This is a genomic window from Solibacillus palustris (assembly GCF_022549215.1).
Lineage (GTDB): Bacteria > Bacillota > Bacilli > Bacillales_A > Planococcaceae > Solibacillus > Solibacillus daqui.
In genome coordinates this window covers 918,387-932,931 of sequence record NZ_JAKZFC010000001.1, presented here as the reverse complement: position 1 = coordinate 932,931, position 14,545 = coordinate 918,387, and the positions used below count along the sequence as shown (strand labels likewise).

Annotated in this window: 15 protein-coding genes; 4 read left to right on the top strand and 11 right to left on the bottom strand. The window is 37.2% G+C overall.

Annotation, left to right across the window (positions count from 1 at the left end):
• Positions 1-17: 17 nt before the first annotated feature.
• From LZ480_RS04315 to LZ480_RS04290, 6 genes are all read right to left on the bottom strand, one after another.
• A complete protein-coding gene (locus LZ480_RS04315) occupies positions 18-254 on the bottom strand; it encodes a hypothetical protein (protein ID WP_241368144.1) in 237 nt (78 codons plus the stop codon).
• A gap of 179 nt (positions 255-433) precedes the next feature.
• The gene (locus tag LZ480_RS04310) at positions 434-766 is read right to left on the bottom strand and encodes a MerR family transcriptional regulator (protein WP_241368143.1); all 333 of its coding nucleotides are present in this window, start codon (positions 764-766) and stop codon (positions 434-436) included.
• 178 nt (positions 767-944) lie between these two features.
• Entirely contained in the window at positions 945-1,556 is a 612-nt protein-coding gene (locus tag LZ480_RS04305) for a pyroglutamyl-peptidase I (RefSeq protein WP_241368142.1), read from the bottom strand.
• Between the two features lie 15 nt (positions 1,557-1,571).
• The gene (dacB, locus tag LZ480_RS04300; RefSeq protein ID WP_241368141.1) at positions 1,572-2,990 is read right to left on the bottom strand and encodes a D-alanyl-D-alanine carboxypeptidase/D-alanyl-D-alanine endopeptidase; all 1,419 of its coding nucleotides are present in this window, start codon (positions 2,988-2,990) and stop codon (positions 1,572-1,574) included.
• A gap of 114 nt (positions 2,991-3,104) precedes the next feature.
• On the bottom strand, positions 3,105-3,992 hold the full coding sequence (locus LZ480_RS04295; protein WP_241368140.1) for a deoxyribonuclease IV: 888 nt from the start codon (positions 3,990-3,992) through the stop codon (positions 3,105-3,107).
• 65 nt (positions 3,993-4,057) lie between these two features.
• Positions 4,058-5,365, bottom strand: coding sequence for a DEAD/DEAH box helicase (locus tag LZ480_RS04290; protein ID WP_241368139.1), 1,308 nt, complete (start codon positions 5,363-5,365; stop codon positions 4,058-4,060).
• 159 nt (positions 5,366-5,524) lie between these two features.
• On the opposite strand from LZ480_RS04290, the gene LZ480_RS04285 reads away from it, so the two are divergent.
• A complete protein-coding gene (locus LZ480_RS04285; protein WP_241368138.1) occupies positions 5,525-6,034 on the top strand; it encodes a YqfQ family protein in 510 nt (169 codons plus the stop codon).
• A 125-nt stretch (positions 6,035-6,159) separates the two neighbouring features.
• Here LZ480_RS04285 and LZ480_RS04280 read toward each other — a convergent pair whose 3' ends face one another.
• The 3 genes from LZ480_RS04280 to LZ480_RS04270 form a co-directional block, all read right to left on the bottom strand.
• The gene (locus LZ480_RS04280; protein ID WP_241368137.1) at positions 6,160-6,609 is read right to left on the bottom strand and encodes a GNAT family N-acetyltransferase; all 450 of its coding nucleotides are present in this window, start codon (positions 6,607-6,609) and stop codon (positions 6,160-6,162) included.
• 10 nt (positions 6,610-6,619) lie between these two features.
• Positions 6,620-7,354, bottom strand: coding sequence for an HAD-IIB family hydrolase (locus tag LZ480_RS04275; protein ID WP_241368136.1), 735 nt, complete (start codon positions 7,352-7,354; stop codon positions 6,620-6,622).
• Positions 7,355-7,553: 199 nt separating this feature from the next.
• A complete protein-coding gene (locus LZ480_RS04270; protein WP_241368135.1) occupies positions 7,554-7,826 on the bottom strand; it encodes a DUF1450 domain-containing protein in 273 nt (90 codons plus the stop codon).
• Positions 7,827-8,053: 227 nt separating this feature from the next.
• On the opposite strand from LZ480_RS04270, the gene LZ480_RS04265 reads away from it, so the two are divergent.
• The gene (locus LZ480_RS04265; protein ID WP_241368134.1) at positions 8,054-9,022 is read left to right on the top strand and encodes a 4-hydroxy-3-methylbut-2-enyl diphosphate reductase; all 969 of its coding nucleotides are present in this window, start codon (positions 8,054-8,056) and stop codon (positions 9,020-9,022) included.
• Between the two features lie 53 nt (positions 9,023-9,075).
• Here the strand turns inward: LZ480_RS04265 and LZ480_RS04260 are convergent, their stop codons facing one another.
• Entirely contained in the window at positions 9,076-9,783 is a 708-nt protein-coding gene (locus tag LZ480_RS04260; RefSeq protein ID WP_255731182.1) for a response regulator, read from the bottom strand.
• A 206-nt stretch (positions 9,784-9,989) separates the two neighbouring features.
• A complete protein-coding gene (locus LZ480_RS04255; protein WP_241368133.1) occupies positions 9,990-11,588 on the bottom strand; it encodes an ATP-binding protein in 1,599 nt (532 codons plus the stop codon).
• Between the two features lie 100 nt (positions 11,589-11,688).
• Between LZ480_RS04255 and LZ480_RS04250 the strand changes: the two genes are divergently transcribed.
• Together LZ480_RS04250 and LZ480_RS04245 are read left to right on the top strand one after the other, a co-directional pair.
• On the top strand, positions 11,689-12,741 hold the full coding sequence (locus tag LZ480_RS04250) for a DctP family TRAP transporter solute-binding subunit (protein ID WP_241368132.1): 1,053 nt from the start codon (positions 11,689-11,691) through the stop codon (positions 12,739-12,741).
• A 542-nt stretch (positions 12,742-13,283) separates the two neighbouring features.
• Positions 13,284-14,537 (top strand): dicarboxylate/amino acid:cation symporter, encoded by a 1,254-nt coding sequence (locus tag LZ480_RS04245; protein WP_241368131.1) that lies wholly within the window; start codon positions 13,284-13,286, stop codon positions 14,535-14,537.
• The last annotated feature ends 8 nt before the right edge of the window (positions 14,538-14,545 follow it).

The window sequence follows — 14,545 nt, the reverse complement described above, 5'->3', positions numbered from 1 at the left end:
TCAAAAGATAGGTTTGGCTATTTATTTTTATTGGATTGTTGATTTTTGTCATGATTCGTTTTATTATTTGCATTTTTGAGTTTGGCATCAAATTCTGCTGAGAATTCTTCGTTTAGATTATCATTAGGGTTGTTATTATTACTATTGCTGGCATCTAAATCTTTGTTTTTGTAGGTACCAAAAGGATTATGCGTTCTTGCATTCATTGTCTTCTTGCTGTTTCGATTGTTATGATTGCCGTTTTTATTTCCCATTGATGTTCACCTCCCACTATGTAATGTGCACAAGTGAGGAGGTTTTATGCTTCGAGGATTTTCAATTCAACGGGAATGGGACTCGGAAATTTTTTGCACCTGATACAGAACAAACTAGCCTTCATCCTCGGCGCAAAGTAGACGATTCCTTTTTGTTTTTTCACAAGAAAAACATGAAATTACGATAACGCCTGCATTTCTCTTAGCACAATTGCGCGTAACTCTCCATTGCTAATTGTTTTACCGCGATATGTATGGCTATTGCTCGTACGCTTCAACGCAAATACTTTTTTAATACCCGCGATATTGACGCCTTCTTCCAATAGCTCTTGAATTTCTAATAATTCATCGACGTTTTGGAGCGAAAATAGACGACGATTGCCATCAGTTCGCATTGGCTCCACTAATTCATGCTCCTCATAGTAGCGAATTTGTCGAGCTGATAAATTCGTAATCTGCATCACCGTACGAATTGGTAAAATCGGCATTGCTTTTCGATAATCTTTTTTCATCGTATTTCTCCCCGCCTTCCTGTTATCTACTAATAAAATTACAACAGGAAGACGTTATACAACAATAATTTATTTCTCAATTTTACATATCGTTTTTCGAAGACTTTTATCGAATTTTGGTATAAAGCGCCAAATCAACATTCAAGCAAGCTGATTACCTTGCTAATTATGACAATTTTTAATCTTTTGCGATGCATTCTGTTATTGCTAGTTCGATTGCAGCTTGTAAATCCACCTGTGACCAACCTGCAATTCGTCCATTTTGTATGGCTAATTCAAACGAAGCAGGAATATGAATAAAGCCCGTTGCCTGCACATCACAATGAGATTTTGCATAATTTAATCCTTCATACATGATATTATTACATAAGTACGTACCAGCAGAGTTAGAAATAGCTGCTGGGTAGCCTGCTTCATTTAAACGATTGACGATATTACGGATTGGCAATGTTGAAAAATAAGCAGCGTCTCCATCTTCATGAATTGGTGCATCTACAAATGCAACACCACTATTATCCTTCTCGCCATCCTTGACATTAATTGCGACACGCTCAGGCATTATGCGTGTGTTGCCTGCTGCTAAGCCTAATGAAACAATGATGGTCGGCTTTACTTCCTTTATCAAAGCTAAAAACTGTTGTGGTGCTTGTTTAAAGTCAACCGATAGCACGCTGCCAATCACTTCATATTCCCCAAAAACTTTGCCATTTAGTCCCTCTACAATATCCTTTGTTGGATTAATTGGATTCGACAGAAATGGTTCAAATCCAGTTAATAAAAGCTTCTGCATAACTTATTACCTACCTTATAAATTTTTTACAAGCTCCGTCACTGTACGATCAATGTACGTTATTCCATTCGCTTTATTTTCTAAAAGAATAGAGAAAATATATTGCTTACCACTATTCCCCTTAATATAACCTGATAATGTGTAGACATTAGGAATATAGCCCGTCTTTGCAAAAATACGATTTTGTAAATTTGTTGCCGTTAACCGTTTTCGCAATGTACCACCCACCATACGCTCACTATTCCCCGCTACTGGAAGCGAGTTAAAGTACGTGTTAAAATACGGCTCTTGCTGCACGGCAAATAATAACTGCGATAAACCGTCTGACGTTACTCGATTTGAATTAGCCAAACCAGATCCATCTACAAAGCGCCAGTTATCTACTGCCAAACCAATGGATTGACTATATGATTTTAACACTTTTGTACCTGCTGTTGTACTTCCTTCTTCCAATTCTTGTCTTCCCATTGTTTTCACTAAAATATCGGCAATGCTATTATTGCTTAGCTTCATAAAAGCAGGGAATATCGTTGCTAATGGCTTTGATTTGTTTGTGTACAATAATCTCGCATCATCTTTTACTGGTGCTAATACAATTTTTGAATTTGAACTAAATGTAATCCCTGATCCTTGCATAACTAATTTTATTGCTTGCATTGTGTTCACAGATGGATCTTGTAATGTAACCCATTCCTTCTTACTACTACCTTTTGGTAAATCACCCGAAATGATGACTTTGTTTGAATTGTAAACTCGTTCAATCTTTAAGGTGTTTTTCTGACCATTCTTCACGGTTCTCGCTTGATTTGAAATGACCAAACCACTTAAATTCGGTTGAATTGTATAGCTTGGCTTTGCCCCAATATTGCCTGGAGTTGCATTAATAATGACTGTACTTGCATCAAAATCTTCATTTTGCGACATGGTAATTGCTGAAGTTCTTGCACCGAAATAATACGATTCATCAACCTTCTCAACTCCAACTGGTAATGTACTACCCGAAAAAGCCTTATCATCCCCTACTAAATTACCGTTTATTTTACGAATGCCTTTTTGTTTTAATATATATACAAACTCAATAAAATCTGCCTTCGTTAATGTAGGATCGCCACTGCCTTTTATGTATACATTGCCGTTGAGTACGTTATTTTGAATTTTACCATCAATATAAAGGTCAGTTGTAAAGCGATAATCCTCACCCAAAATACCTAATGCAGCCGCACCAGATACGAGCTTCATATTCGAAGCAGGGCGCATTAATTTATTTCCGTTATGTGAATAAACAATCTTCCCTGTATCAATATCACGAATTGTCACCGCAGCATCTCCTGAACCTAAATTTGAAATCACTGCACTATTAATTGATGCAAAGCTTTGCAATGGTAATGCTAAAAACAAAATACTAAGTACCATCAGCTGAATTACTTTCTTCATAAATTGCCCCCACTCTAATATTTTTCATATACAATTAATTATATCAAAAACTTAGTTATGAAAAGTAAAAAAACACCTTTTGCGTTAAATTAGTGCAAAAGGTGTTTTTTCAAATTATCCGCGCATTTGATCGATTAGCTCTGGACGAAATTCTCCATCACGTAGCATGGCGATTTCATGTTTGTACGGCGCTAATTTGTTTTTCGCATCACTACCTACAAATGGCGTTTCTAAAATTTTCGGTAAGTGCATTAACTGTGGGTGATGTACGATATATTTTAATGTGTCAAAGCCAATTTCACCAAAGCCAATGTTTTCGTGACGGTCCTTCGCCGCACCACGCACATTTTTCGAGTCGTTAATGTGTAATACTTTCAAACGATCTAAGCCGATTGTTTTATCGAATTCATTTAACACGCCATCAAAATCGTTGACGATATCATATCCACCATCATGAATGTGGCAAGTATCCATACAAATCGAAAGTCGTTCATTATTAGTCACGCCATCAATAATTCGTGCTAGTTCTTCAAAGTTACGACCAATTTCAGTACCTTTCCCTGCCATAGTTTCTAGTGCAATTTGAACTGGGTAATCTTGCGATAATACTTCATTTAAACCTTCGACAATTTTAGCTATCCCTGCATCAACACCTGCACCCACATGAGCACCTGGATGTAAAACGATTTGCGTAGCTTCAAGTGCCGCCGTACGTTTGATTTCTTCTTGTAGGAAGTTAACACCAAGCTCAAATGTTTCAGGCTTTGTTGTGTTTCCTAAATTGATAATATAAGGTGCATGTACAACGATATTTGACATACCGTTTTCTTGCATATGCAGTAGGCCCTTCATAATGTTTAATTCTTCGATTGGTTTACGACGCGTATTTTGAGGTGCGCCTGTGTAAATCATAAATGTATTGGCACCGTAACTTAGTGCCTCTTCACTTGAGCCAAGCAGCATTTTTTTACCGCTCATCGAAACGTGTGATCCTAATAACATCCTTTTTTCCTCCTAAACGAATAAATCGGCTGCATAGAGTTTTCTAAGCAGCCGTATTCGCAATTTTATTTATTTGTACGACGTTTAATACGACGTTCGCGTTTCTTGATTTTGTCCATTTCCCAACGCATATTACGTTTGTAGCCTGGTTTTACTTTCTTTGGCTTACGAACCATTGATTTAGCTTTTGTATCAATTTCGTCTTCTTGGCGCTCACCTTTACGGCTAGCACGTTGGTGACGGTCTTTTAATTCTGTCCATTCACCATTTTTTACGTCTTTTTGAACAAAAGGAATACCCATTTTTTCTACGCGTACTAATGCATCTTCATCTTCTGGTTGGAATAACGTAATCGCAGTACCTTTCGAACCAGCACGTGCAGTACGACCTACACGGTGAATGAAAAACTCTAAATCTTCTGGAATTTCATAGTTAATCACGTGTGAAATTCCTTGAATATCAATACCACGTGCAGCTAAGTCTGTCGCTACGATGTATTGGAATTCTAAATCACGAATTTGCTTCATCATTTTTTTACGATCACGTGGAGAAAGATCCCCGTGAATTTGACCCGCGCGAATCCCTTGCTCTGCTAAATAGCCAGCAACATGTTCCGCTGTTTTACGTGTGTTACAGAAAATAACCGCTAAGAATGGGTTAATCCCTTTAATAACTTCCATTAAACGAGAATTCCGTGATTTTGAACGCACAGGTACTAATACAAAATCAATACCTTCTGCAACAGGGCGTTTGTCGTTCATATGAATATGAACTGGTGAATCCATGTATTTCTTTAAGAACGGCTTTAATTTTTCTGGAATTGTTGCTGAGAACACGAACATCTCTAATTTTTCAGGCATGTGAGAAGCAAAGCCATCAATTTCTTCAATGAAGCCCATATCGAATGCTAAATCTGCCTCATCGACTACTAAGATCGGCGCTGTGTGTACTAAAAGCGCGTTTTCTTTTACTAAGTCTTTAATACGACCTGGCGTACCTACAACAATTTGAGGTTGTGTCTTTAAACGATCGATTGTACGTTGCTTATCCGTACCACCAATAAATAGCTTAGTAGAAATATCTGTACCTTCTACTAATTGGTTTAACGCATCAAAAATTTGTTGCGCTAATTCGCGAGTTGGTGAAGTAATCACCGCTTGTACTTCTTGTTTGTTTTCTACAATACGCTGTACGATGGGTAATAAAAAACTATGTGTCTTCCCTGTACCTGTATGCGCTTGTCCAATTGCACTCTTACCTTTTAATACGAGTGGAATCATCTCTTTTTGGATAGGTGTCGGCTCTGTAAATCCAAGTTTTGCAATGGCGTCCTGCAAAAATGGCTTGAATTGATAATCAGTATATTTTGACATTTTTCGTACCTCCTTACATCTGTCCTATTGTACCATGTTTCGTACATTTTAGTGACCATCTGCATATCATAACGATAAATAGAACTGCCGTCAAACAGTTAAGACAAAATTTCAAAAGAAATGCAACATTTCATGACGAAATTGAGGAAGGAGCTCATTATGCGACGACCATTTTACATGCCTCCCGGGGGAATGATGCCGCAAATGCCCGTTACCCCACGCTTTCCGATGTATGCACCGTATATGACGAACATGCCTATGAATACGCGCATGCCTATGAATACTATGCCCATGAACTCTATGCCCATGAACTCTATGCCCATGAACTCTATGCCTCCGACGCCGCCACAGATGCCGGTAGCAAACACTGCTGCTGGAGCACCTCGCTTGGAAGGTTTTTTATCAGGTGCCAATAGCCTATTTGAAAATGCGCAAAAATTTACACCTTATATCCAACAAGCAACGCCAATGCTTAAAAATCTTCCAGCACTATGGAGAATGTACCGAGGTTTCAAAAGTTCCCCAGATATACTAGAATCTTCAACGATTGTCGCTCCTGTAGAACCACCACCTAGACAGCAACGGGGATCACGTCAACCACAACAGCCAAGTGAACCAAGAACACCAAAACCATCCTTACCTAAAATTTTCCAACCTCCGTTTGAATGAATCTAAAAGTGTTTTAGTACCGGTTTAGCTTAACCGTTAGAAAAACACAATTCGCACCTGAAAAATTTATATATTTATCCATAAAAAAATAGCTACACCAATATTTTTTTGGGGTAGCTACATTTTTAGTTTAATTTTTTCGTTAATACAATCATATGTACAAGCTGCTGACCTGCTTCAAAAATGGGATGATCGTAGTGATCGATAAAAAAGTTATCAATTTGGTGTGACTTGATAAACCCACATGCCTCGTAAAAGGGAATCGTTAGCGGACTATCTCCAGTTCCAACCTGCATTGTATGACCACGCTTTTTGAAATGTTCACAAACAAAATCCACCATTTGCTTGCCGTAGCCTTTACGCTGCTCGTTAGGCTTCGTCGCTAAATTTTTTAATTCAAACAATCCATTTCCTTCATGAGTTACAACACACACCGCTTTTACATCAACTTGTATATCCTCTAAAACAAATAACTCCCCGCGCTTTAAATAACGAGCAATCATACTTTCCTGTTCATCTGCTAATAACAGTAAATCCATATATACTTCCTTATTCTCAAACACTTGGCGAATCATTGTTCCACCCCTATTGGTTGCCCCAAATTTGACCTAGCTCTACAATTTTCAAATGCACATCTGCTTCCGCTATTCGCTCGGTCGCCACTTCTCCAACACTATGCATGCCAACACAAACACTGTGAAGTGCCTGTTCAAACATTAGACGGTCATTAATATCATTACCAAATGCAATATATTGTGACACACCTAAACGTTCAAGCCCTTTAATTTTGTTTAAATGCAGTGAAAAAATATCCAGAATTCCTTCTTCTGTATATTCAAATGTTGTCACTGGCCATGTCTTTACATGCTGCATAACGTTTGTTGGCGGATCAAATAATAACACCTTGGAAAAGCCTTCTAGCTCATAAATCGAGCGTTTAGTTGCCTTATTTGCACTATCAATGCCTTTATACATTGGGTGATCGACACTTCCTGTATACGCATAATCCCAATCACTATCTGCTAAATACGCTAACTGATACTTTTCAACAAGCTCAATAATTTGCTTTTGAATATTCGACTGTAAAAATTCCACTTCTATATGCCCATCAACATATGTAAATGCACCATTACTGCCAATCATGCGACAACGATGTAGAGATTCTGGAAGCACCGGCAACATATCACGAATCGGACGTGCCGATGCAAAAATGATTTCATGCCCCTGCGCCTGAATCGTATGTAATGCGTTCACAATTTGCTTATCTAACGGTGCCCCCTGAAAACAAATAGTACCATCTAAATCAAATACAAAAATCATATTTTCACCTCACACAGTAATGATACATAAAATTTTGTGAATTGGAAAATCCCCTCGATTATTTTTACTTTTTGCAACAAAATTCAAGAAAAATCGGCCTGGCGTCTTTAGCACCTCCATAATATTAAAAATAAATTTTTATATTAAGTATTGAGTCAAATAAAAAAAGCTCTAATGTACACGCATTAGAGCTTTCGCCTTATGCGATAACTGAACTTTCCTCTAATTCTTTTTCAATCGCTTTTAATAACTGCTCTGCTGTTTCCTCTTCTATCAATTCACCATTAACAATTGCAAATAGCTGACACTCGCATATTTCACAGTTTGATGTACAGCCTGATTCTGTGATTTCTACATCATTACGTTCCAGTAAAATATCATAAACATCGGCCGAACCAAGTGAAATATTCGTCATACAAAACTCCACTTGATTTTTTAAGTCCTTCTTTCTTTTAAAAAATGAAAATGCCATATTTCATCCCTCCAAAACACTATTGCTATCATTATACAAAACATCCAGTACAATTTTCTTTTAATAAAGCAAAAAATTACAAAGTTTTGAACAATCAATGAATTTTCTTACGAAGCTTGCTACTAATCAATTACGCAAATACCACTATTATTAGTAACCGAACTTTGAATAATCCTATAACGTCCTATATAATAAATATTACAGAGCTTTGAAGGGAGTTTCGTACAATGAAAGTCTTAAAAATTACCCCACGTGGTTATTGCTATGGTGTTGTAGATGCAATGGTTATTGCACGAAATGCAGCACTTGATAAAACATTACCAAGACCAATCTACATTTTAGGTATGATTGTGCACAATAAACATGTAACAGATGCATTCGAACAAGATGGAATTATTACATTAGACGGTGAAAACCGTAAAGAAATTATTGAGCAAGTTGAACAAGGGACTGTTATTTTCACTGCTCACGGTGTATCACCTGAAATCCGTGAAATTGCAAAACGTAAAGGACTTGTTGCAATTGATGCAACTTGCCCTGATGTTACGGTAACACATGATTTAATTCGTGAAAAAACAGCGGAAGGTTATGAAATTGTTTACATCGGTAAAAAGGGACACCCAGAACCAGAAGGCGCAATCGGGGTTGCTCCTGAACACGTTCACCTTGTTCAATCAACACGTGATATCGACAATTTGACATTTGTCAGCGATAAAATTTTAGTTACGAACCAAACGACAATGAGTCAATGGGACGTTGCTTTTTTAATGGATAGTTTAAAAGAAAAGTTCCCGCATATCGAAGTACACAAAGAAATTTGCTTAGCAACACAAGTTCGTCAGGAAGCGGTTGCAGAACAAGCGGGTGCCGCTGATTTATTAATCGTAGTAGGCGACCCAAAATCAAACAACTCCAATCGTTTAACACAAGTATCTGTAGAAATCGCCGGTACACCATCGTACCGTATTTCTGATATTTCAGAGTTAAAGCTAGAATGGTTTGATAATGTTGAAACGGTTGCGATTACGGCAGGTGCATCAACACCAACACCTATCGTAAAAGAAGTGATTGCTTTCATCGAAAAATACGACAAAAATGATCCTTCCACACATACTATCGTTCGTTCAGTAACACTCGACAAAATTCTACCGAAAATTAAAGAACCAAAGCCTGTTGAAAAAATAATGCCCCATTAATATTAAAAAAGTGTCCGAGAACTATTTCTCGGACACTTTTTTAATCTCTTTACTTATTCACCAAAAAAATATTGATTTACAGGACGCCCTACACTGCCGTATTGGATGTCTACACGAATCATTTTGCTTTTTTCCATATAGTCCAAATAACGACGCGCTGTAACACGCGCTACTCCAATTCCTGATGCCACATCATCAGCAGATGCCCCTGTTTCACATTTCATTAAATATATAAGCACCTTGTCCATCGTCGCGCGGTTAAAGCCTTTCGGTAAATGCTGCGATACTTTTACCAATTGCTCTGGTTCTTCATTTATTGGCTGCCACGCTTGTCCAATCATTTCATCCAGCTCGGCTTGCGATACATCACTTGTTGAAGACATCTTTTCTTTGAATTTGCGATATTGAATTAGTGCTTGCTCCATACGTTCAAACGTAAACGGCTTCATAATATAATCAAACACACCTAGATGTAAAATTTGCTGAATCGTCTGTACATCATTCGCTGCAGTCACCGTTAAACAATCCACGTTTAAATTTTCAGAACGAATTTGATGCAGTGTCTCGATACCGTCTTGCTCTGGCATAAAAATATCCATCACAACTAAATCCGGCTTCAACGCTTTAATTTTATCGATTCCTTTTTTACCATCTGATGCCATATCCATAACTTTAAACCCTTCAACACGCTCGATAAACTGGCGATTCACTTCGCGTACCATAGGATCATCTTCTACTAACAATACTTGAATCGTTTTCAAGTGAAAAGCCCCCTTTATAAATTACGCCTCGGCGTAATTTCGTCCAGATTTTTTTCAAGCGAGCTTGAAAAACTCCCTTAAAAAATCTGTGACATCCGCCGGGGCTTAACTTGATTCAGCATGGTTTGAACCCCCCGCTGAATAAAATTCCATATTTAGCATTCATCCCACACATATAGAAGTAACGGGACTTCAGCTTAATCAAGTTAAAACTCGAATGTCAAAATAAATGTTGTCCCCTTGTTTACTTCACTTGATATTTCAATTGTCCCATTAACTTTTTTAACAATTTCATTAATTAAAAACAAACCTATTCCCCGATTAGCATTTTGCTTTGTTGAAAAACCGCTTTCCAAAATGTGTTCCTGATGTTCTTGCGGTATGCCTACTCCATTATCCGATACCATAATGGCTAGCATCCCATCGTTATCATCAATCGAAATGAGTATTTCCTTATACTCACGTTCGACACCTACTAGTGCGTCAAATGCATTTTCAATCAAATTCCCGAACAACAGTACAAAATCATGGTGGTCTAAAAGCGCTGGAAAATGGGTTAATTGACTTTCCTCGTCAATTTTTACGTCAATTCCTAGTTCTTTACCACGGCTAATTTTACTCAGTAACAGTCCCGAAATATTTTCATTATAAATACGCTCGTTTAAAAATTTTGTTACTTCATCATGCTGAATTTTCACTTGAGATAAATAATCAAGCGCTTGCTGATGATGCCCTAACTGCAGTAATCCGGCGATAGTATGTAGTTTATTTTTATATTCGTGTGTTTGGATACGAAGCGCTTGTACAAACGCCTTTACGCCAGTCAATTCTTCTGCAAGCTGCTTAAATTCAGTTAAATCTTTGAATACCGCGACCGCACCTACCGTTTTACCGTTTACAAAAATGGGTATACGGTTACTTAAAATACTATGACTATTTACATAAATTTCTTGGTTATACACAGTGCGACCACTTTCCACAATTTCAGGCAAACGTGTATCAGGTAACACGTCAAAAATATACTTTCCTATATATTTTTTCGGATTACCCCTAACTCCTAAAATATTGCTCGCCTTTTTATTGAAAATCGTAATAATCATATCTTTATCGACAGCGATAATTCCTTCATGCATCGCGTTAAAGGTTTCATTAAGTTCTACGTATACCTTCGCAATTTCTTGAGGCTCTAAGCCAAACATCTGATGCTTAATATGACGCCCTAATGTATGTGCACCCCAAATACTAAATAAAATGGACAGCACGACTGTTACAAAAATTTCATTTACATTTTGTTTTAATATATCTAAAAACGTAGGGAGCGCAAAGCCTACAACTACGACACCAATTTGCTTTCTTGCATCATTTAAGATGGGTACAAATGCTCGCACCATTTCCCCTTGTTCCCCTATTGCTTTTGAAATATAATAATTTTCACTAAATGCTGCGTCAATATCCGTCGAGTTGCTTTTTTGTCCAAGCTGATTTGGAGATGGATGCGATAATTTGATGCGGTCCATATTCATGACAACTATGTACTCTGCTTTATTTATTATTTTAATATCGTATATCATTTTATTAATATTGGTTTGAGCGAGCTGTAAATTATCTTGCTCTAATTGTTTATGGATATCCGGCAAATCAGATATCGTACGTGCAACAAGCATAGCGCGCTGCCCTAATGTTTCTTCATTATTTTGCGCTAAATTACTTAATAATAATGTTCCCGCAACTAAAAAGGAAAAGGCGATAATGAAAAAAGTCAGTAACACAATTTTTCCATTCATCGTTAATTGTTTTGTTTTCATTTTCCGCCTCCTTTTTTGCTATATAATATAACAAACAATTTCTATTTGGAGTCAATTTTGCAAACTATTTTTAAAATTCCAGAAAAAAGAGGCGATTATTATGCGTTTTTATATCATTACAGCTTTTATAACAATTGCTGCACTAATTATTTCCATTTCATTTCGCTTTGATTTTTGGAATCAGCGCGATCTTCCCTATGATGATGAACAAATCGGACTTAAGGATCAAATTGTTATCAACTTTAGTCATGTTGTTGCTGAAAATACCCCAAAGGGACTTGCTGCGAGTAAATTTGCCGAACTAATTAATGAAAAATCTAACGGCAATATGATTGTTCATATTTATCCAAACGGAATTTTATACAATGATAAAAACGAACTTGCTGCATTGAAAGATGGTGACATCCAAATGATTGCACCAACCTTTTCAAAACTGACAGAAGAGCTCCCATCATGGCAAGTACTTGACCTACCTTTCTTATTTGAAAATAATGAACAAGTATATGAAGTGCTACATGGTCCCTTAAGTGAGCAGCTTCTAAAAGAACTCGAATCTATACATATCCATGGACTTACATTTTGGCACAATGGCTTTAAACAAATGGCAGCAAAAAATGGTCCGTTGCTAGAAACTTCTGATTTCATAGGTCTAACGATGCGCTCAATGCCAAGTAAAGTACTGATTAAACAAACCCAATTACTACATGCAGAGCCTATTGTAACGTCATTTAATGATTTGTATGCTTCGATTCAAAATGACACTATTGCCAGTCAGGAAAACACAATCTCTAACATCTACTCAAAAGGCTATTACAGGATGCACCCACATATTACACAATCTAATCATGGGATTTTGGCATATAGCGTTTTGATGAACGAAGATTTTTGGAACAGCCTAACAAAGCAACAACAACAAATAATAACGGAATCCATCAATGAGCTTCAACGCTGGCAGCATGACGAGGCAGTCAAACTCAATGCCGAAAATTTACAACAGCTTCAACGCTCTGGTCAAGCACAACTCTATACATTAACAGAAGCACAACGTAACGAATGGAAAGAAGTATTGCAACCAATTTATCAATACTATGAGCGTCAAATTTCAAAAAACTATTTAAAACAGCTTCGAGAGGAACTTTCAGAAGTAAAATAACTTAACTTGCTTCAGCGGAGGTTTGTAACCTCGGCTGAAGCAAGTTAAGGCCTCTGGCGCATGTCACAGATTTTTAGCGGAGTTTTAAAGAGGAGATCAGCCTAAGAGCATCACATCCTGTGAAAACGGCTGACTGACCCACGTCCTGTGGCCCTAAACTCGAAAAAATCTGGACTCAATTACGCCAAGGCGTAATTGATCATAATGAACAAAACTTCGCTACTTATCAAAATAAGTAGCTTTTTTATTTTGTTATAGTACAAATTCAATTTTAGAAACATCAGTAATATAACAACAAAACCCCTTATGTATCAATAGCTCCCGTATTTTTCGAGCAATTTTGAACAAAAAGAACGATAAGTTTTTTATTATCAAAATAAATATTTTGAATAATCATACGCTATCATTGCAAATGTAAACGTTATCATATAAGAAAATTACATTTCGCTTTGCTTAACGAAAAATGCCGCTTTTCTTATGTAGATTTCTTTGAGAAATTTATACTTACTTATCTACCAAATTTTTTCTAGGAGGAAGCAATCGTGAAACTATTAAAAAATCTAACTGTCCAAGTGATAATCGCGATTATTTTAGGGGTAATCGTAGGGGCAATTTGGCCTGAATTTGGGGCAAGCTTAAAAATCTTAGCTGATTTATTCATAAAGTTAATTAAAATGTTAATTGCACCAATTATCTTCCTAACAGTTGTTATCGGTATTGGTGGCATGGGCGATATGAAAAAGGTTGGGAAAATCGGAGGGAAAGCATTACTTTACTTCGAAATCGTGTCAACTATCGCACTTGCAATCGGTATTGTAGTTGCTGTTAGCGTAAACGCAGGTGCTGGAATTGACACATCAAAAGCTGCGGATGCGGATATTTCTAAATATACAGAAGCTGCGGATGCGAATAGTGAAGCTGGTTTAGGTGGGTTCATTTATGACATTATTCCAGAAAACTTCGTAGGTGCGATTGCATCAGGTGCATTACTTCCAACATTATTTGCTGCTGTACTATTCGGTATCGCTGCTGCATCTTTAGGTGAAAAAACTCGTCCAGTTATTACGTTCTTTGAGCAAGTATCCGAAATCTTCTTCAAAATCGTAGGGATTGTAATGAAATTCTCGCCAATCGGTGCATTCGGTGCAATGGCATACACAATTGGTAACTTTGGTTTGGATTCGTTAAAATCACTTGGTTTATTAATGGCAGCCGTTTATATTACAATGTTCTTATTCATTGTTATTGTATTAGGTTTAATCGCGAAATACTTCGGCTTCAACATCTTCCGCTTCATCGCATACATTAAAGAAGAAATCTTTATCGTAATTGGTACATCTTCTTCTGAATCGGCATTGCCAGCAATGATGCGCAAGTTAGAAAACTATGGCTGTGGAAAGCAAGTTGTTGGTTTAGTTGTCCCTACAGGCTATTCATTTAACTTAGACGGGACTTCTATTTACTTATCAATGTCGGCATTATTCATTGCACAAGCTTACGGTGTAGATTTATCTTGGTTAGAAATTGCAACACTTTTAGGGGTATTAATGATTACATCTAAAGGGGCTGCTGGTGTAACAGGTTCAGGCTTCATCACATTAGCTGCAACACTTGCCGCATTCCCAATGGTTCCAGTTGAAGGGATTGCATTATTAATCGGGGTTGACCGCTTCATGTCAGAAGCGCGTGCTGTAACCAACTTAATTGGTAATGGGGTAGCATGTGTCGTTATATCTAAATCAGAAAATGACTTTGACGAGGAAATGGCTGCAAAAGCAATTCCTGTGAAAGCATAACTACAAAA